At 62.7% G+C, this 18,494-nt stretch carries 19 protein-coding genes; 16 read left to right on the top strand and 3 right to left on the bottom strand.

The window, feature by feature from the left end; all coding sequences use genetic code 11:
* Positions 1-12 precede the first annotated feature (12 nt).
* Entirely contained in the window at positions 13-447 is a 435-nt protein-coding gene (locus VKV28_13600) for a polymer-forming cytoskeletal protein (protein HLH77832.1), read from the top strand.
* A gap of 1 nt (position 448) precedes the next feature.
* On the opposite strand, the gene rplS is transcribed toward VKV28_13600, so the two are convergent.
* Positions 449-793: a 50S ribosomal protein L19 gene (rplS, locus tag VKV28_13595; protein ID HLH77831.1), complete on the bottom strand. Its 345-nt coding sequence runs from the start codon at positions 791-793 to the stop codon at positions 449-451.
* Positions 794-933: 140 nt separating this feature from the next.
* Positions 934-2,031: an FAD-binding oxidoreductase gene (locus tag VKV28_13590; protein HLH77830.1), complete on the bottom strand. Its 1,098-nt coding sequence runs from the start codon at positions 2,029-2,031 to the stop codon at positions 934-936.
* Between the two features lie 191 nt (positions 2,032-2,222).
* Between VKV28_13590 and VKV28_13585 the strand changes: the two genes are divergently transcribed.
* The 10 genes from VKV28_13585 to VKV28_13540 all read left to right on the top strand — a co-directional run bounded on the left by VKV28_13585 (position 2,223) and on the right by VKV28_13540 (position 12,565).
* Positions 2,223-2,570 carry a hypothetical protein gene (locus tag VKV28_13585; protein ID HLH77829.1) on the top strand — a complete coding sequence of 116 codons (348 nt, stop codon included), beginning with the start codon at positions 2,223-2,225 and terminating at the stop codon, positions 2,568-2,570.
* A 116-nt stretch (positions 2,571-2,686) separates the two neighbouring features.
* On the top strand, positions 2,687-3,934 hold the full coding sequence (locus tag VKV28_13580) for a Rieske 2Fe-2S domain-containing protein (protein HLH77828.1): 1,248 nt from the start codon (positions 2,687-2,689) through the stop codon (positions 3,932-3,934).
* Between the two features lie 190 nt (positions 3,935-4,124).
* A complete protein-coding gene (locus tag VKV28_13575) occupies positions 4,125-5,321 on the top strand; it encodes a hypothetical protein (protein ID HLH77827.1) in 1,197 nt (398 codons plus the stop codon).
* Between the two features lie 33 nt (positions 5,322-5,354).
* Entirely contained in the window at positions 5,355-6,263 is a 909-nt protein-coding gene (locus VKV28_13570) for a hypothetical protein (protein ID HLH77826.1), read from the top strand.
* 18 nt (positions 6,264-6,281) lie between these two features.
* Entirely contained in the window at positions 6,282-7,043 is a 762-nt protein-coding gene (locus VKV28_13565; GenBank protein HLH77825.1) for an SDR family NAD(P)-dependent oxidoreductase, read from the top strand.
* 15 nt (positions 7,044-7,058) lie between these two features.
* Complete coding sequence (locus VKV28_13560; protein ID HLH77824.1) at positions 7,059-8,720, top strand: AMP-binding protein; 1,662 nt, start codon at positions 7,059-7,061, stop codon at positions 8,718-8,720.
* Entirely contained in the window at positions 8,692-9,564 is an 873-nt protein-coding gene (locus tag VKV28_13555) for an amidohydrolase family protein (GenBank protein ID HLH77823.1), read from the top strand. Before VKV28_13560 ends, VKV28_13555 begins: the two co-directional genes overlap by 29 nt.
* Positions 9,565-9,746: 182 nt before the next feature.
* Positions 9,747-10,721 (top strand): Gfo/Idh/MocA family oxidoreductase, encoded by a 975-nt coding sequence (locus tag VKV28_13550; protein HLH77822.1) that lies wholly within the window; start codon positions 9,747-9,749, stop codon positions 10,719-10,721.
* Between the two features lie 15 nt (positions 10,722-10,736).
* Complete coding sequence (locus tag VKV28_13545; protein ID HLH77821.1) at positions 10,737-11,825, top strand: DegT/DnrJ/EryC1/StrS family aminotransferase; 1,089 nt, start codon at positions 10,737-10,739, stop codon at positions 11,823-11,825.
* Positions 11,822-12,565: a glycosyltransferase family 2 protein gene (locus VKV28_13540; protein ID HLH77820.1), complete on the top strand. Its 744-nt coding sequence runs from the start codon at positions 11,822-11,824 to the stop codon at positions 12,563-12,565. The genes VKV28_13545 and VKV28_13540 overlap by 4 nt, the downstream gene beginning before the upstream one ends.
* 48 nt (positions 12,566-12,613) lie before the next feature.
* Here the strand turns inward: VKV28_13540 and murF are convergent, their stop codons facing one another.
* The gene (gene murF / locus VKV28_13535; GenBank protein HLH77819.1) at positions 12,614-14,053 is read right to left on the bottom strand and encodes a UDP-N-acetylmuramoyl-tripeptide--D-alanyl-D-alanine ligase; all 1,440 of its coding nucleotides are present in this window, start codon (positions 14,051-14,053) and stop codon (positions 12,614-12,616) included.
* A 76-nt stretch (positions 14,054-14,129) separates the two neighbouring features.
* On the opposite strand from murF, the gene VKV28_13530 reads away from it, so the two are divergent.
* From VKV28_13530 to VKV28_13510, 5 genes are all read left to right on the top strand, one after another.
* Positions 14,130-14,342: a hypothetical protein gene (locus VKV28_13530; GenBank protein ID HLH77818.1), complete on the top strand. Its 213-nt coding sequence runs from the start codon at positions 14,130-14,132 to the stop codon at positions 14,340-14,342.
* A 236-nt stretch (positions 14,343-14,578) separates the two neighbouring features.
* Complete coding sequence (purE, locus tag VKV28_13525) at positions 14,579-15,082, top strand: 5-(carboxyamino)imidazole ribonucleotide mutase (protein ID HLH77817.1); 504 nt, start codon at positions 14,579-14,581, stop codon at positions 15,080-15,082.
* Between the two features lie 153 nt (positions 15,083-15,235).
* Complete coding sequence (locus VKV28_13520) at positions 15,236-16,777, top strand: ABC transporter substrate-binding protein (GenBank protein ID HLH77816.1); 1,542 nt, start codon at positions 15,236-15,238, stop codon at positions 16,775-16,777.
* Complete coding sequence (locus VKV28_13515; protein ID HLH77815.1) at positions 16,774-17,694, top strand: ABC transporter permease; 921 nt, start codon at positions 16,774-16,776, stop codon at positions 17,692-17,694. Before VKV28_13520 ends, VKV28_13515 begins: the two co-directional genes overlap by 4 nt.
* A complete protein-coding gene (locus VKV28_13510; protein HLH77814.1) occupies positions 17,691-18,488 on the top strand; it encodes an ABC transporter permease in 798 nt (265 codons plus the stop codon). The genes VKV28_13515 and VKV28_13510 overlap by 4 nt, the downstream gene beginning before the upstream one ends.
* Positions 18,489-18,494 lie beyond the last annotated feature (6 nt).

The following is an 18,494-nucleotide window of genomic DNA, read 5'->3' as shown; positions in this document are numbered from 1 at the left end:
GCCGAAGTCATTATGAGCAACCGCGAAACGGATTCAAGCCCGCTCCCCGTGGCAGAGCTGGGCGCGGGATGGCACGCCGAGCGGGCCCGGGTCGCGGTGGGGCGCAACGTTACCGTCTCGGGGCGGCTTATCTTTCAGGAGCCGGTGCGGATCGAGGGCACCTTTAAGGGCGAGGTGCAGTCCAGCGACTTGGTGGTGATTGCCGCCGAGGCCAAAATCAGCGATGGGCGAGTGAAGGCCCATCGTTTGCTGGTATTGGGGCGAGTGGAGGGCGACGTCGAGTCAGAGCGGGTCTTCCTAGGGCCCGCGAGCGTGGTCACAGGCAATATCCGTGCCGCTTATCTGACCATTTGCGAAGGTGCCGAGTACAACGGCGCGGTGCAGATGGCGGGTGGGCGCGAGCTGCGCCCCGAAGATGCCGCCGCCGTCCGTGGCGGACGGGGCTAGCCTAGCTAGCCGAGGCAATACGGGCGGCCTTGCCGCGCAGGGCGCGCAGGTAATACAAACGGGCGCGTCGTACGCGACCTCGGCTGAGCACTTGGATGCTCTCGATGCGACTGGAATTAAGCGGGAAGATCCGTTCGACCCCAATGCCGTAGGATACCTTGCGCACGGTGAAGGTGGTGCGGGCTCCTGCCCGGTTGATACGGATTACCACGCCCTCGAAAGCCTGGATACGCTCCTTTTCGCCCTCAATGACGCGCACTTGCAGCCGAACCGTGTCACCGCTGCGAAAAGCGGGCAAGTCGGACTTGATCGTCGGTTCTTCGATTTTCCTAATCACGTCGTTCATGGGTGCAACCCCTGTCGTGCAAGTTGTCAAGGCTATCCGAAGCGAGTTCTCCAAACAACCCGCCTGATCTGCCCGCCGAAGCTGAGGGTAACCGAAATGGTGATCGTCCCGTACGATTTTTTTGAGGCGATCTTGCGAGCTCAAGACAACGCGCCCCAGGCGGGCAGGGGGCGGCGCTCCGTGATCGCCGCGGCGAGCTGCGCCCCGGCCCACACGCTGAGCGCTACCCCGTGGCCGGCGTAGCCGCCGGCGGCCAGCACCGTGGGGGTATCGGGTAATGCGCACAGGAGTGGCGTCATTCGCTCCAAAAAGGCGATCGGCCCCGCCCACTGGGCGCTGAATTGAACCTGGGCGAGCGCGGGATGGAGGTTGCGCACACGATGCTTAAGCCGCGCCAAGATGGCTTGGAACTCCCGGTTCGCCAACGTCAAGTTCTCCAGTTCGTCGGGAGTGCCGAAGCTCAGTCCGGCGCCGAAGATCATTCGGCCGTCGCGCACGTAGCGGCCCCACAGATAGGGCTGATCGACAGTGTAGAAAGGGATTCCCGCCGCTAGCCCGACCTCGGCCAATAACGCCTGGTCAAGCGGCGCCGTGGCGCAGGCGTATGTGAGGGCGCTATGGACTTGGATCGGGAGGAAAGCGGCTGACCAGGCGTTGACCGCCACTACCACCCAATGGGCGCGCACGGCGCGGTCGCGCAGCCGCAGGCGCGAGGGTGCCCCGGGTGTCAGGTGCTCAACCGGGCAGTCGAAGTACAGGGCCGCGCCGGCCCGGCTGGCGGCATCGGCCAAGCCCGCCATCAGCGCCCCCGGATCGACCGCCCCCCCGGGCACCGTGCGCGCAATTCCGATCGGCTGACCGCCGTCTTCCCAGGGCAGCCAGCTCTCGCCCGCGCCGCGCCGATGTTCGATCTCCCAGCAGCCGGGCAGGCGCAAGTCGCAAGCGATTTTCTCGCGCTCAACCAGCTCGCGCATGAACTCCGCAGTCTGGCCGGTTCCCTCCACGACCGCACGCGCGGTGCCCTCCAACACGATTCCCCCGGTGCGGCCGCTGGCGCCGCCACCGAGCGCGGCAGCTTCGAGCAGGGCTGGTCTGATGCCGGCACGGGCCAGATGGTAGGCGGTGGACAAACCGGTTAAGCCACCGCCGATGATCGCGACCTCGACTTCATTAGCGAGCGAGGGCGTGGCGGCCGGCGTTTTCGCGCGCCATGGTGGTTTGCCCCATTTCCGTTCCATGCTGTTGGCCCCATTTCTCCAGATCATTGTAAGCCCTGAGGTTTAACCAGAGCTATCGCGGACGGCGAGGACGAGGGCACCCGCGTCCATTGCTCGCGGTGTGGCCAGCGGTCACAATGTGCATGAGTTACATGAGTAATTGGATCGCCGATTAGTGGCGCAATGCGGGTATCTTGAATGGAGAATGCCGGATGAGGCCGTTGTGTCGCAGCTATGTGCGCTACTCCTTGTTGGTTTTAGCCGCGGGCCTGATGGCCTGCGGACCCACGATCGCTCAGCGGCGGCGCCAGGGCTTTATCGATACCCACCCCGAGTTGTCGCCCACCCTCAAGAGCGACATTTTAAACGGTCGGGTTGTGCGCGGAATGACCATGGATGAGGTACGGGCGATTTGGGGCAGTCCGCCTCCCGATTGTGCCACCCGGACCACCGCCCTGGTCGTGATTTGGAGCTATTGCCACAAGAATCTGGCTGCTTCGACCCTGGTTTTCTTCGATAGCCACGGTCGAGTCACCAATCTGCAAATGCCCCAGCAGTAAGCTGAAATTTCGGCCGGCCAGCCTTGGCGGCTTTGACGTCATGGACGAAACGAGCGGGACTTTGCTAACTAAGAAAAGGTCGCCAGCTACCGGGCCGGCGCGGAGGTAAACCTGCCATGATGACGCGCGAAGAAAACGAGCTGCTCTGCCGGGTGGGACCGGGCAGCGTAATGGGTGAGTTTTTGCGCGAGTATTGGGTGCCGGCCGCGCGCTCGGCGGCACTGGAGGCCGACGGCGCGCCGATGCGGGTGCGGCTGTTCGGGGAAAACTTCGTGGCCTTCCGCGCCACCGACGGCCGCGTGGGTTTTTTTGACGAGGGCTGTCCCCATCGATGTACTTCGCTGGCCTTGGCACGCAACGAAGATAACGCCCTGACCTGTATCTTTCACGGCTGGAAAATTGACGTCTCGGGCAAAGTCGTCGAGGTGCCCTCCGAGCCCCCCGAGCGACGCGCTGAATTCGCCGCCAAGGTGCGAGTGCGCCATTATCCCGTGCGCGAGGCGGGCGGGATGGCGTGGGTTTATCTGGGCAAGCGCAGCGAGCCGCCGCCGTTTTACAATTTCGAATTCAACCAAATGCCCGAAAGCCAGCTGATGCCGCAGCGCGCGGTGCTCCATTGCAACTGGTTCCAGGGCATGGAAGCGGTGTTGGATTCGGCCCACGTTGGCTTTCTCCATCGCGGTTCGTTTAACACCATGAGCGCCGACTTGCGCTTTGCCACCATGAACAGCCCCACCTACGAGCTGATCATGAAGCCCTACGGGTTTCGCGAAGGAGCCGTACGCGATCTGGGCGATGGCACTTATTACGCGCGCATCCGCGAGCTGGTGGCGCCCTTTTATTCGTTCATCCCCATGGCTTCCGAGGACGCCCACCTGATGATCTGCGCCATTCCGATCGATGACGAATGGAACGCGCAGTGGTATTTGCGCTATTATCCCAATCGACCAATGACCGCCGCCGACCGCACCCGCTTGATGCAGGGTAACGCGCCCAACCTGGACAATTTTGCCGCTACCATGGGCAATAGCGAAAATCTTTGGAACCAGGATCGTAAAAAGATGCGCGAAGGGCATTGGAGTGGTTTGCCCTGTTTCCAATATGAAGATTTTACCACCCAGGAAGCGATGGGCCCGATCGTCGATCGGACCCGCGAGTATCTGGGAATGAGCGACCTGATTGTGGTGCGGGTACGGCGGATGCTGTTGGAGGCGGCGCGCGAGTTCAAGCGCAGCGGCAAAATCGCCTTCGCCGCCGATCAGCCGCTGGACTATTCCAGGATTCGCGCGATCGCCGTGCGCTATCCCAAGCAGACCAGTTGGCGCGATATCGATTCCTTCGCGCCGCCGCCCCAACTGCCCTGAAGTGCGCGCATGAAGAGCGCTTTTCGTGGGCGTAGCTGGACTCGGGTTGGGCTGCTCGCTATGCCAGAGTTAGCGGTCATGGTGGTGAGCCGGGTCCAAAGCCTTTAACTCGGTTTAAGTGAACCGTCTGAGCGAAAGTGGGGAGCAGATGGCGAAAGTACGTAATCTTTTACCTCATCAGGGAAGAACTATGAAACCACGCTGGTCGCTGTTCGCCGTCGCAACATCGCTGTGCCTCGGGCTGGGAGTGCTGGGTTATCTGGTTGCCCCGGAAGGGGTTGCCTGGGCGCAAAACAGTCGCAAAATCGATTTTTCCGCGGTCTTCCGTTCTGCCAAAGGAGGGAACATCGCGCCCTGCCGGGAGATTTTCGATCCCTATCCCGAGTTCAACGGAATTGCGCTGGATCCCGCGCATAACCTGGTGGGGTTGAGCGATACTAATCTCAAGAGCCTGCTCATCTACCACATGGATCAAGGCTCGACGTCCCCCGATATCACGCCTCAGATTGGTCAGATCAAAGGGCCTGCCAGCTACATCTCGTATGCCGCGGGCGTGGCCTTTGACCCGGATCGAAAGATGGTGTGCGTGACCGAGAACGACGTTGGTGACGACGTGGCCTGCTTCTCCATTACCGCCAACGGCGACTACCCGGCGCGTGTGCTGGCGGTGCCGCATGGCGCTTACGGCGTAGCCTTCAGCCACCGGCTGCGGCAGATGGCGGTCTCGATCGAGCACAACGCGCAAATAATCTTCTATGCCACCGGAGCGACCGGGGCGACCTTGCCTCTACGCTCGATTCGCGGGCCGCACACTACAATGGCGGATCCGCACGGGATGTATTGGGACGATCAAAATCACGAGATTGCGGTAGTTAATCACGGTAACTGGTCGCGCGGCTACTGGGATATCGATTACAACGGCGGCGGTCATTATCAACCCCCCTCGATTACGGTCTTCTCCGACGAGGCCAAAGGCGACAGCGCGCCGCTGCGCACGGTGCAGGGTAATCAGACCCGGCTCAACTGGCCGTCGGGGATCGCGGTGGATACGGTTCACAACGAGATCGCGGTGGCCAACACCGCCAGCGGCTCGGTCTTGATCTTCAGCCGCACCGCCAACGGCAACGTAGCACCGATTCGCGAAATCGCCGGCCCTCACACCGGGCTTTCCATCCCGATGGGAGTAGCGTTTGACCCCGCCCACAACACCCTGTGGGTGGCCAACTTCGGCCACACCGCGCTCATCTTCGATCGTACCGCCAACGGTGACGCGGCCCCGCTGCGAGTGGTGCGCAATGCACCAAAGGGCACCCCGGCGGCGCGTTTTGGCAACCCCTTCACGATTGCGTACGACACCAAGCGGGACGCGCTGATTGTCCCCAATTGAGTGACCGATCCCCGTATCGGGATGTTTGCCAGGTTGGCAAGCGGTAATGTCGAGCCGGTTCGGATGATTTGGGGAACGGTCAGCAAACTCACGCGCGTGGCCCATGGCGTCTTCTATGATGCCGGGCGCGACCAGATAGTGGGCAGCGAGCCGCTGGCCAGCTCGGTGGTCACCTTCGACGCCGGCGCCAACGGTCAGGTCCCGCCCTTGCGGGTATTGCAGGGACCCAAGACCCAGTTGCATCAGCCCTGGGGAGTGGCGGTGGACGACATCCATCATGAGTTGGTGGTAGGCGATTACGCCACCAGCAACATCCTGGTCTACCCCTGGAATGCTACCGGCGACGTCGCACCGATTCGCACGATAGGCGGCGTCAACACCATGATGCGTGGGATTACTGATGTTGCGCTTGATCCGCAACGCAACCTGATCGTGGCGGTGACGATGCAAACCCGCAACAGCGCAGCGTCTGGCGCCGGGGTTTACACCACCCATTATGAGACCGCCGAAACCCAGCATCCGGGCGCGATCTTCATTTTCGATCGCACCGCCAACGGCGACGTCAAGCCCAAACGGATGATCTTCGGTCCGCATACCGGCATCCTGGCCACCGCCCAGGTGCAGGTCGCCGACGGCAAGATCTTTGTGACGGTGAGCAATACACCGTATCAACCGCCTTACGATCTGGCTGGCACCGCGCCGCGTCCGGGATGCCTGGGGCCGCCGCTGCCGCCGCTCACGATGGGTAGCGGAAACAACTTCGTTGGGGTGTGGAACCTGACCGACAACGGCGATGTGCCGCCCCGTTTCATCATCCACGGTCCGTCCTCGCAAATGGTGGCGCCGGCCGGGATTGCGGTTAATCCCAAGGCCGGGGAAGTCTACGTGACCGACGGGGGTGTCGGTTCCACCTTTACCTTCCTGGTGCCGCAGGCCTTCTAAGGCTGGTATCATTTGGGTATGACTGAGCGGCGGGCGGCGCTGATAACCGGAGCTTCAAAGGGCATCGGTGCCGCCGCCGCCGTAGCACTGGCCGCGGCCGGCTATGACGTCGCGATTAACTTCAGCCGCGACGATGCCGGTGCACGCGCGGTCGCGGCACGCGTCGAGGCCTTGGGCGTGGCCGCGCTGCTGTGTCGATGCGACGTATCGGATGAACCTGCGGTCCGTGCGATGGCCGACGCGATCGGTGAGCGTTTCGGGCGGCTGGATGCCCTGGTTAACAATGCTGGCATCACTTCCCGTACTGCCCCGAGTGATTTCGAGGCGATGGCGCTGGAGGACTGGGATCGTGTCTTCGCGGTCAACGTGCGCGGGATTTTTCAAGTGACCCGCGCGGTACTGCCGATGCTCAGGCGGGCGCCCGATGCCGCGATCGTTAACAGTGCCAGTATCGTCGGACTGCGACCGGGACCCCAACCCTTGCCTTACGCCGCCAGCAAGGCGGCGGTGGTCAATCTGACCAAGACTTTGGCGCTTCATCTGGGTCCCAAGATTCGCGTCAACGCGGTGGCGCCGGGTTGGATGGAAGGGGATTGGATGAAACGGATGCTGGGCGAGCGCTACGAAGATCTGATGGCGCGGCGCGCGCGCCAGACTCCGCTCAAGCGCAACGTCACCGCCGCGGATGTAGCCGAAACCATTGTCTCGCTGATCACCGCCAATCGCTTCGTCACCGGCGAGATTGTGGTGATCGACGGCGGCTTTGCCAGCTCGACCTGAAGCGGGTGCGGTCCGATGCTGGAGGGCGTAGTACCGTTTCCGCCTGAGTTCGCGCGCCGCTACCGCGAGCGTGGTTACTGGCAGGATCGCAGCCTGCGCGATGAATTCGCTCCGGTCTTCGCCAACTACGCCTCGCGGATAGCGCTGATCGACGGTGAACGGCAGTTTACCTATGCCGACATCGATCGAATAAGCGACAATCTGGCACTAAATCTGCTGGCATTGGGCGTACGGCCACTGGACCGGCTGGTGCTGCAATTGCCCAACGTGGCGGAGTTCGTGCTGCTCTATTTCGCGCTGCAGAAAATCGGCGCGATTCCCATTGCCGCCTTGGCCAGCCATCGCTTCAGCGAAGTCAGTCAGTTCGTCCAAATTTCCCAGGCGGTCGGATGCGTCTTTCCCAAGCTCCAGGGCGATTTTGAGTTTTCCCCGATGATCGCGCGGGTGGCTAAGGAAAACCCCTGCATGCGCTTTCCTATCGTGCTGGGTCAGGCAAGCTCGGATGAGATCTCGTTGGCCCAGTTAATTGAGAAACCCGCCGGACTAGGACGCGGCGAACTGGACAAAATCAAGCTGGATCCAACCGATCCGTGTATCTTTCAGCTCTCCGGGGGCACCACCGGAGTGCCCAAGCTGATTCCGCGTACCCACAACGACTACGCTTACAACTCCAAGGCGGCGGCCCAGGTCTGCGGCGTCAGCGGTGACTCGGTGCTGCTGCTGGTGCTGCCCATCGCGCACAACCTGCCGCTGGCCTGCCCGGGAATTCAAGGTTTCATGTTCAACGGTGGCAAGGTGGTGCTGTGCCAGAGCGCGCGCCCCGAGGTGATGCTGCCGCTGGTTCCCAAACATCGCGTCACTCATATCAAGGTGGTGCCCGCGTTGCTCATCCGGCTGATCAATAGCCCAGTCCTGGCCACGGTGGACACCTCCTCGCTGCGCTACATCCAAAGTGGTGGCCAGCGCTTGCAGCCCGAAGTACGTATTCGCACCCATGAGCTGATCCCGACCTGCTTCGTTCAGGAGAACTTCGGCATGTCCGAGGGCACGCTAATGTTCGTGCGCGCGGATGACCCCGAAGAGGTACGCTTGGAGACGGTGGGGCGGCCGATTTGCCCTGACGACGAAGTGCGGCTGTTGGATGACGACGACCGCGAAGTCGCTATGGGGGAGGTAGGCGAGCTGTGCACGCGCGGCCCCTATACCTTGCGCGGCTACTACGGCGCGCCGGAGCACAACGCTAAGGTTTTCACCACTGACGGCTTCTATCGCTCGGGCGACTTAATGCGCCAGCATCCTTCAGGCAATTACATAGTCGAGGGACGTAAGAAAGATCTGATCAATCGCGGCGGCGAGAAGATCAGCGCCGAAGAGATCGAAAATCTCATCCTGTCCCATCCGGCGGTGCAGAACGTCGCTTGCGTGGCAATGCCCGATCCCGAGCTGGGCGAGCGGATGTGCGCCTGCGTGATTGCGCGCGCCGGGGCGCGGCTGACGCTGGCGGAGTTGGTAAATTATTTGAGCACCAAGGAGATCGCCAGATTCAAGCTTCCCGAGCGGCTAGAACTGATGGATGACTTTCCGCTGTCAACCTTCGGCAAGGTGTCAAAAAAGACTCTGGTCGAGATGATAAGTCAAAAGCTCGCGCGTGAAGCCGCGCGCGGACAGGGTAATTAGCGTGCGTGTCATCGACCTGCATTGCTACCCCAACACTGAACCCTGGATTAAATGCCAGGGGCCTTACGTCGAGGCGCTCGCCAAGTACTGGAATCGCCAATGGACCTGGAAGCAGGAAGACGAGGTGATCGCGGAGTTCGAGCAGGCCGGCGTCGAGGCGGTGCTGGTGGCGTTGGATCTGGAGACTACGACCGGTACGCCGCCGTGCGGCAACGAGTACGTCAAGCAGATGCAGATGCGCCATCGGCCGCGGACAATCCAGGCCTGGGGCGCGGTCGATCCCTTCAAGGGCGAGCTTGCGCTACGCGAGGCGCGCCATGCGATCAAAGACTTGGGAATGCTTGGCTTTCACTTTCACCCCATCATGGGGCATTATGCGGTCAACGACCGGCGCCTTTATCCACTCTTTGAGCTTATCAATGAGCTGAAGGTGCCTGTCATGATTGACGTTGGTACCACCGGGATGGGGGCCGGGATGCCCGGCGGCCTGGGGGCTCGGATCTATGACGCTCATCCGCGCGCGCTCGATGAGCTTGCCGCCGACTTTCCTCAACTCACCATTGTTGCCGCTCATCCGGGCTGGCCGTGGACCGACGAGATGACGGCGGTGGCGCTGCACAAAGGCAATGTCTACTGGGAGATGTCAGGGTGGGCGCCGAAATACTTCCCAGAGCAACTTAAAATCGACATGCGCTCGAGGCTGCAAGATAAGATTATGTTTGGCAGCGACTATCCCAGCATTCCGCATGCCCGCTTGTTTAAGGAATGGGCGGAGCTGGGGTACAGCGCGACGGTGATGGAAAAAATCTTCCATCAGAATGCCGAGCGGATCCTGGGGCTGTGACTTTTTGGCTTGCCCCCGCCTGTTCTCAGTCGGTGATTGAGATAAATTGCTTGGCAAATGAAGCGCTCCGGCAATTGTCGAGCAACCGTTGATGACTTAAGCCATGGCTTGACTCCCCCTTCCGCAATATTAGAAAATTTTATGGTGGAACAGGGGCCTTCAAACCGCGTCTCGTTAACTGCGTGAAAGTTTTATTGCTGGGTATAGGACGCTGGGGCGCCAATCATCTGCGCGTCGCCCGCCTGCTGGGTGTTGATTTGTACGTGGCTGACCCGGCACCGGCGGGACAGGAGCGAGCGCGCAAGGCCGGGTTGGCGGCGGAGCGGGTGTCGCCCGACCCGATGGCCTTCAAGGAGGCCGTGACGGCGGTGGTGGTGGCCACACCTGCCCAGTCCCACTTCGAGCTGTGTCGCGCCTTTCTCAACGCGGGCAAGGACGTGTTTGTCGAAAAGCCGATCACGCTGGATGCTGCCCAAGCTTTGGAACTGACCAAGTTGGCCGAGCATAAACGGCGAATTCTGCAAGTCGGCCATATTTTTCGTTTCGATCCGGCTTCGCAATGGCTGCGCGCGGCGGTGGCCAATGGTGATTTCGGTCAGGTTCGCCTGTTGCGCGGTACCTTCAGTGGTTTCAAACGCCCCCGTATGGACACCGGTGTGATGTTCGCCGACGCGATTCATTTCGCCGACCTCTTTAATTTCATCCTCGATCGGCTGCCTGGGCGGGTGTTGGCGGTTAGCCGAGATTTTTTCGACCGCGGGATGGAGGACGAGGCTTTGCTCAGCTTGGACTATGCCGGGGGCACGATGGCTCGGATCGAGGCCGGCTACCATCTGCCGGGCAAGTATCGTGAGGTAATCGTGGTGGGTGAGCGGCTGAGCGCGGTGTGCGATTACAACGTCGCGCAGTACAAGCTGCGCACCTTCCGCAATCAGCATCAAATGGTCGGCGGCAACCTGGACGCGGCCGAGGGCGAAATGCATCAGTTGGAATTCGCACCCGAGGAGCCGCTGCTGGCCGAATGGCAGGCCTTTTTGGCCTCGGTAGCAGACCGTACGCCGCCGCTGGCCGACGGGCGCGCCGGCTATCAATCGGTGCGGGTGATCGAAGCCGCGCTGGAATCCGCGCGCAGTGGGCGCGTGGTGGAGCTGCAATAGGAAAAGGGGCTGTTCGTGCGCCGAATACCGTTATCGGTTCCGTTTGTGGATGACGAAGTGCGCCAGGCTGTGCTCCGGGCGGTGGACTCGCGCCGCTACATCCTGGCGGGTGAATGCGAGGCCTTCGAGCGCGAGCTGGCCGACAGCGTGGGACGCAAGCACGCCGTGCTCTCGACTTCCTGGACCTCGGCGGTCTATCTGCTCCACCTGGCGATGGGGCTGCGCGCGGGGGACGAAGTGCTGGTGCCCTCGCACACCGCCTTCCCCACGATCGAACCGATGATGCATTGCGGCGCGCGGCCGGTGTTTATCGATATCGACGACACCTATTGTATGGACCCAGCCCTGCTGGAAGCCGCGATTACGCCGCGCACGGTTGGGATAATGCCGGTCCATCTCTACGGCCATCCTGCCGATCTGGAGCCGATGGCGGCGCTCGCGCGCCGCCACAATCTATGGCTGTTCGAGGACTGCGCTCAGGCCCAGGGTGCGCGTTACCGCGGCCGCACCGTGGGCAGCTTCGGCATGGCGGCGGGATTTTCCTTCTTCCCCTCCAAGAACCTCACGGTTTTGGGCGACGGCGGTTGTGTCATGACTGACGACGACCAGTTGGCGCAGCGCCTGCGGATGCTGCGTAACCACGGCCGCTTGGACAAGTACACCCATCAGATGGCAGGTTTCAATTTGCGCTTCAACGATATCCAGGCCGCTGCCGGCCGGGTCGGATTGCGCAACCTGGAAAGGCTTAACAACGGCCGGCGCGCCGCCGCCGCGCGCTATCGCGAGCGGCTGGGCGCACTGGTGAAGGTGCCGCCGGAGCGACCGTGGGCATATGCGGTTTACCACATGTTTGTGATCGCACTGCCCGGGCGCGACGAGCTGGCCGCTTTTCTCAAGAGCCGCGGGATTGAAACCGGCCTGCATTATCCGGTCCCCAACCACCGCCAACCTGCCGTTACCGCCTGCTTCGACCATATCCCTTCACTGCCGGTGACCGAGCGCGCCGTCGATGAAATCCTGTCGCTGCCCATTCACGGCGAGATTTCGCTGGATGACGTGGATTATGTTTGCGACTCTATCGCGGAGTTTCTGAGGAAGCGTTGAATCCCACGCTCAGCCTGGTAGTTCCCTGCTATAATGAAGAAGGCAATTTGCGAGCGCTTACCGAGCGCATCGAGCAGGTTTGCGCGCCGCTAGGGCTAAGTTACGAGTTGGTCATCACCGACGACTGCAGCAGTGACGGCTCGTGGCCGTTGTTGCAACAACTGGCGGTGAGCAATCCCCATCTACGCGCCCAGCGTCTGGAGCGCAATTGTGGCGAATCGGCAGCCTCGTGGGCCGGGATGCGGGCGGCGCGCGGCCAGTACATTGTTACAATCGATGCCGACCTGCAGAACGATCCGACCGAGCTGCCGCATTTTATCGAAGCCCTCAAAAATTACGATTGCGTATGCGGGAGCCGGGTCAAGACGCGCGCGCAAGGCGACAATATCCTCAAGGTGTTGACGTCGCGGGCGGGCAACTGGCTGCGCAATTGGCTCAGCGGCGATCAGATCAGCGACTCGGGATGCACCTATCGTGCGTTCAAGCGCGAATGCATCGCCGAGGTGCGGCCGTTTCGTGGGATGCATCGCTTCCTGCCCACCCTGATCCGGATGGAAGGGTACAGCGTGGGCGAAATTGCGGTGGTCAACCAGCCGCGCCACTCCGGCCGCAGCCATTACGGGTTCTGGAACCGAATCAATTTTTTGGCCGATCTGCTGGCGGTTCGTTGGATGATCAAGCGCCAGATAAAACCCCGTGTCATCGCCCGTATCCCCGCTAACGACGAAGGGGAAGACTAAGGCTCTTTTTTTGCCGGAGCCGGCGAAATGGGCGTCTATGGTTCCCCTTTAATTTGCTTTTTCCAGGACCTCGATAACTCGTTCCATCCGCATCCCGCGCGAACCTTTGACCAGAATTAGATCGCCCGACCGTGCCAAGCGCCGGATCAAGGCCGCGGCGTGGGTACTATCGGCGCTGGCGTAACTTTGAATGGTCGCAGGGGCCAGCATCTCCGCCAGCGCCATGCTCATTTCGGGGCCAACCGCGACCAGGAGCGCGGGCCGGGCGGCGAGCGCATCCGATATTGCTGCGCGATGCATCTCGGCCGACAGGCTGCCCAGTTCCAGCATGTCGCCCAGGGCGATAATCAGTCGACTGCCGCACCGGTCGGCGATCTCGCGGGCGCCGCTCAGCGCCTCGCGCACAGAACTGGGGCTGGCGTTGTAGCTATCATCGAGCACGATCAGCGCGCCTACCTGTCGCAAGTGCATCCGGCCGGGTACCGGTGCGACTTCCGCCAGGGCTTGTCGCAGCGCGGGTAGATCGTCGGGTGCGATGGGGGCGAGGGCGGCGATAGCCGCCAGGGCGGCGGTGGCGTTGAGCGCAGCGGCCGCGCCCAGCAGCGGAAGCTCGGCTTCGAACAGCTCGGGCGTTCCCGGCGCGCGCATCCGCGGGCTCATCGCGATCCTCAGGCGTTGCCGGCAATCACGGGTTGCTTCGCGCGACAGCAGCCAGGCATCTGCGTCTGAGCTGGCGCCGAAGAACAGGGCAGGGAGATGGTCGGCGGGAATGCGCGAGCGCAAGCGCCGATCTTCGTTCCAGGTGACTCGCGCTTGACGCGCAAAAGCGAATAGCGCCGCTTCTTCATCGGCAATTCCATCGACGTTGCCCAGCCCTTCGGTGTGCTCGATCTCGGCGTTGAGCACCAGGGCGACGTTTGGCTGGACCATCTCGCCCAGACGGCGAATTTCGCCCGGCGAGTTGGTGCCGCATTCGATCACCATCGCGCGATGTTCAGGCGTTAGCGCCAGCAGGGTCAGCGGCACGCCGATGAGATTATTGAGATTGCCCGTGGTGGCCAAAATGGTTCCGAAGCGCGCGCGGGCTAGGGCCGCGGTGAGATCCTTAGTGGTGGTTTTTCCCACGGCGCCGCCGATTGCGATTGAGGGTATTGGATTAAGCTGACGCATCATTCGTAGATGGAAACGCGCCAAGTGCCCCAATGCTGCCAGGGTGTCCGGCACTTCGATCCGGACCGGCGCGCCCTCCCATCCCGGTTCGGTTACGGCGGCGATGGAGCCGGCGGCGCGCGCGGCCGCCAGATGGCGATGGCCGTCGCTGGTGGCGCCGCGCAGGGCGACGAACAGCGCGCCAGGCTGAATCATTCGCGTGTCGGTGGAGATGCCGCGGATGCGCGCCATGCCATCGCCGATCAATTTGCCGCCGCACGCCTGCGCGACTTCGCTCAGGGTCATCTCGACCTGGTTTTGTGGCAGCGGCGTAGCCATCCCTTCGGCCTCCGGGCATGAAAGCTACCGGCAATTTGGCGGGCAAGAAAGGGCTCTAAAAGTTTCAGATGGCGTGATGGAAAACCCAGTAAACGTGCACGAGGCAAAAACCCATTTCTCGCGGCTGCTCAACAAAATCAAGTTGGGAGAGGAAGTGGGGATTGCGGGAGCGGATAAGCCCATTGCCGGGCTGATGCCGCTTAGCCCATCACGGGGCGCACGCGTTGTTGGGCAAGCCATGCAGGAAGGTCTGACGTTGGTAAGCCATAAGTATAAGTTTGCCAGCTAGATGTTCGAATCATTTGGTAGCTTCGCAGGACGGTGGATGCGGTCTGGTTGCCTTCGTGCGCCTCCCTGATGAGATTCCTACGCGAGAAGCAGAAGACGCCGGCTGCCAAGTTGCCTGAGAGGCTCCAGGTCTAGCGCATTCCGACCTCCTTATTCGAGGGAACGAGCAAGCATTGCTGCCTGCTTGACAACGGCGGTGCGGGCTAGCAGCCTGCGTGGAGAAACGGAGCATGGGCGATGAGTGAAACAAAGAGTCCGGCCGGGGTACTGGTCGGAGTGATCATGGGCAGCAAGACGGACCTGGAATACCTCAACGCGGGTACCGAGCTGCTGGCGGAGCTGGGGATTGGTTACGAGGTCAAGGTGCTTTCAGCCCATCGCACCCCCGAGGCAGTGTTTGATTACGCGCGTGCGGCGGCGGGACGTGGCTTGGAGCTGCTGATTGCCGGTGCTGGCGGCGCGGCCCATCTGCCAGGAGTGCTGGCGGCCAACACCTTGCTTCCGGTGATTGGGGTGCCCATTCCCTCTACCACCCTGGGTGGGATGGATTCTCTGCTCTCGATCGTGCAGATGCCGCGCGGCGTGCCGGTGGCGACGATGGCGATCGGCAAGCCCGGCGCGGGTAACGCGGCGCTGTTCGCGGCCGCCGTCCTGGCGCCGCGCTATCCCGCGATTGCGGCCAAGCTGGCCGCCTGGCGCGACAAGCGCAGCCGGGAAGCGCTGCAGAATCAAAATCCCTGACGCCCGGACCAATGCGCCGCCTTTCAGCGGCGGTGGCTTTGCGCGGTTTGAGCGTACAGGTATCGTACATGGGCGGTGATATCACGCCTGGTCAGCATAGCATGCAGCCCGGCGGCGACTCTCGGGGCCCGCGGCCTGAGGTGGGCTGGGGTCTTGAGGGCGGCTGCACTGACGGGGTTTGTGCTGGTGCTCGCCGGTTGCCATCCGGCCGTCGTCCCGGCAATTCCAGCCAATTATCTGCGGGTTGATATCGATAGCTCGCCCTTGTCGCTGGACCCTCGTTATGCCACCGACGCGGTGTCGGCGCGGATCGACGAGCTGCTCTTCGATTCGCTCTTGCGCCTGGACCAAAACGGCCGCTTCACCGGTGACTTGGCCGCCAGTTTTGAATGGCGCTCGCCCACCGCGCTGGTCTTCCATCTGCGCCCGGGCGTGCGTCTGAGCGACGGCCGGCTGCTGACCGCGCGCGATGTCAAATACACCTACGACTCGGTGCTCGATCCGGCCAGCCTCTCGCCCAAGCGCGGCGGGATGGAGGAGCTGGCCGGAGTTGATGCACCCGACGATTCCACCGTGATTCTGCGCACTCGGCGCCCTTATGCGCCGGCCTTGGAACTGGGGTTGCTCAATGTGGTCCCGGCAGATACGCCGGCAGGGGCGGGGGCGAGCCGCACGCCGCTGGGCAGCGGCCCTTTTCGTCTGGCGGGCTTCGTGCGCGACGAATGGGTGATACTAGCGCGCAACCCCTACCATCCCTACGCCCCCGGCGCGGTGCCGGGCGTGGCCTTCAAGGTGGTTCCCGATCCGACGGTATGCGCGCTGGAGTTGCTGGAGGGCAGCGCCCAGTTCACCGAAAACGATCTGCCGCCCGCGCTGCTCGGCTATCTGCGCGACCGGCCCCGTCTGACAGTCAGCCAAAGTCCCGGCACTTCCTACCAGTATCTGCAGTTCAATTTTCGCGACCCCCGTCTGCGCGATCTGCGTGTGCGCCAGGCGATCGCGATGGCGATCGATCGCCCGGCGCTGGTGCGCTCGCTGCTCTATGGCACGGCGCGGGTAGCTAGCGGGATGCTGGCGCCGGAGAACTGGGCGTATACTGGCGCGGTGCGCCAATACCCTTATGATCCGGCGGCCGCGCGCCGGATGCTCGATCGTGCCGGTTATCGAGCCGGCGCCGACGGCCTGCGCTTCACCCTGGTATACAAAACCACCCAGGGCGAGGAGCGGATGCTGCTGGCGCAGGCGTTGGCCGCGATGCTGCGCCAAGTCGGGATCGGCTTGCGCATCCGCAGCTATGAATGGCCGACCTTCTACAGCGATATTCAGCGCGGCAACTTCGATTTGACTTCGCTGGCCTGGATCGGGATCACCGATCCGCATCACTATTTTTTGGTGTTCGATTCAGCCATGATTCCGCCGCGCGGACTCAATCGCGGCGACTATGTCAATCCTCGTATGGACGCGCTGCTCGCCCAAGGCGATGCCACGATCGATCCGAATCAGCGGCGCGCGATCTACGCGGCGGTCCAGCAATTGGCGGCCGAGGACCTGCCGTACGTTTCATTGTGGTGGCAGGATAACGTCGCGGTGATGGCGTCGCGGGTTGGCGGTTTTAAGCCCTATCCCAACGGCAGCCTGCGCTCGCTGGCTTCGGTTCATCTGGGCGCGGAGCCACTGGAGGCGGCGGTCCGGTGATCGATTTCATCTGGCGGCGAATATTGGCCTTGGTGCCGGTAGCGCTGGGCGTGGCCACGCTGACCTTCGCCCTGCTTCATCTGGTGCCGGGAGATCCGGTAATCGCGATGCTGGGAGAAAACGCGACGGCGGCCGACGTCGAAGGGCTACGCCATCAGTTGGGTTTGGACCAGCCCCTGGCGGTGCAATATGTCGCCTATCTCGACGGCTTACTGCATGGCGACCTGGGCCAATCCATCTCCACTCACCAACCCGTCAGCCGCGCCATCGCGCAGCGCTTTCCGGCCACCATGGAGCTGGCGGGGGCGGGGCTGGTGGTCGCTATCCTGTTCGCGTTTCCGCTGGGACTTTTGGCGGGTGCGCGCCCCGGCGGCGCGATCGATTTCAGCGCCATGAGCTTCGCCCTCTTTGGCATCTCGGTACCCCATCTGTACCTGGGGCCGCTGCTTATGATTGTCTTCTCGCTAGAGCTGGGCTGGTTGCCGCTCAACGGCCGTGGCGGCTTGGCCCATTTGGTCCTGCCCGCACTCACGATGGGGATGGCGCTGGCGGCGGTTACCGCGCGGATGTTGCGGCAGAGCCTCATTCAGGTGCGCGAGGCCGACTTCATGCGCACCGCGCGCGGCAAGGGACTGAGCGAGCTGTCCGCGCTTACTCGCCACGGACTGCGCAACGCCTTGACCCCGATTATCAGCCTGCTGGGACTGCAAGCGGGCGCGCTGCTGACCGGGTCCATCATCACCGAGGTGATTTTTTCCTGGCCCGGGATGGGGCGCCTGCTGATAAGCGCGATCGGCGCGCGCGACTATCCGCTGGCTCAGGGCTGCGTGCTGGTCTTTGCCCTGACCTACGTCACGGTCAATATCGTCACCGATCTGGCTTACGGGCTGGCCGATCCGCGCGTGCGCCGTCAATGAACAATCTATCCTTGCGCGTGGGCGCGGTGCTGGTGGCGGCGTTGCTGCTGACGGCGATGCTGGGCCCCTACCTGGGCGGCGATCCAATCGCGATCGATCTCAAGGCGGTGCTGGCGGGACCCAGCTTGGCCCATCCTTTGGGATGCGACGCGCTGGGACGCGATTTGCTCGCGCGCACCCTGTGGGGCGCGCGCATCTCGCTGGGCATCGCCGCCGTAATAGTGGTGTTGTCGCTGGTTATCGGCAGCTTGGTGGGCGGATGCGCGGCGTTGGCGGGGGGAATGCTGGACGAAGCCCTGATGCGAGGGGTGGATATCCTGCTGGCCTTTCCGGGCATCCTGTTGGCGATCGCGTTGGCGGCGATTTTGGGCCCCGGCATGCTCGATCTGGTGATCGCCTTGGGCGCGATGGGGTGGACCGGCTATGCCCGGCTAGTGCGCGGCGAAATTCTTTCGCTCAAAGAGCGCGAGTATGTACAAGCCGCACGCGGCCTGGGCGCTTCGCCCACCCGCCTCCTGCTACGCCATCTACTGCCCGCCGTGGCGGCGCCGGTCACCGTTCAGGCCAGCTTCGGTTTCGCCGGATTGATCGTGGCCGAGGCGGCGCTGTCCTTCCTGGGGCTGGGAATTCCGCCGCCGCAGCCGACCTGGGGCGGGATGCTCGATGAAGGGCGGGCGTTTTTGCTGATCGCGCCCCATCTGACTACCGTGCCCGGCGTGGCGATTGGGATCTCGGTGTTGGGCTTTAATTTTCTGGGCGACGGCTTGGCGCAAAAATTCGGCCGCCAGCATTGAGCAGAG

This window comes from Candidatus Binataceae bacterium (assembly GCA_035294265.1).
Taxonomy (GTDB): domain Bacteria; phylum Desulfobacterota; class Binatia; order Binatales; family Binataceae; genus DATGLK01.
This window is presented reverse-complemented; position numbering and strand designations above follow the sequence as displayed.

Excerpts from the sequence above, each read along its gene's own strand:
- VKV28_13600 (HLH77832.1), top strand. The coding sequence starts at position 13 with ATGAGCAACCGCGAAACGGATTCAAGCCCGCTCCCCGTGGCAGAGCTG.
- rplS (HLH77831.1), bottom strand. The coding sequence starts at position 793 with ATGAACGACGTGATTAGGAAAATCGAAGAACCGACGATCAAGTCCGAC.
- VKV28_13590 (HLH77830.1), bottom strand. The coding sequence starts at position 2,031 with ATGGAACGGAAATGGGGCAAACCACCATGGCGCGCGAAAACGCCGGCC.
- VKV28_13585 (HLH77829.1), top strand. The coding sequence starts at position 2,223 with ATGAGGCCGTTGTGTCGCAGCTATGTGCGCTACTCCTTGTTGGTTTTA.
- VKV28_13580 (HLH77828.1), top strand. The coding sequence starts at position 2,687 with ATGATGACGCGCGAAGAAAACGAGCTGCTCTGCCGGGTGGGACCGGGC.
- VKV28_13575 (HLH77827.1), top strand. The coding sequence starts at position 4,125 with ATGAAACCACGCTGGTCGCTGTTCGCCGTCGCAACATCGCTGTGCCTC.
- VKV28_13565 (HLH77825.1), top strand. The coding sequence starts at position 6,282 with ATGACTGAGCGGCGGGCGGCGCTGATAACCGGAGCTTCAAAGGGCATC.
- VKV28_13560 (HLH77824.1), top strand. The coding sequence starts at position 7,059 with ATGCTGGAGGGCGTAGTACCGTTTCCGCCTGAGTTCGCGCGCCGCTAC.
- murF (HLH77819.1), bottom strand. The coding sequence starts at position 14,053 with ATGGCTACGCCGCTGCCACAAAACCAGGTCGAGATGACCCTGAGCGAA.
- VKV28_13530 (HLH77818.1), top strand. The coding sequence starts at position 14,130 with ATGGAAAACCCAGTAAACGTGCACGAGGCAAAAACCCATTTCTCGCGG.
- purE (HLH77817.1), top strand. The coding sequence starts at position 14,579 with ATGAGTGAAACAAAGAGTCCGGCCGGGGTACTGGTCGGAGTGATCATG.
- VKV28_13510 (HLH77814.1), top strand. The coding sequence starts at position 17,691 with ATGAACAATCTATCCTTGCGCGTGGGCGCGGTGCTGGTGGCGGCGTTG.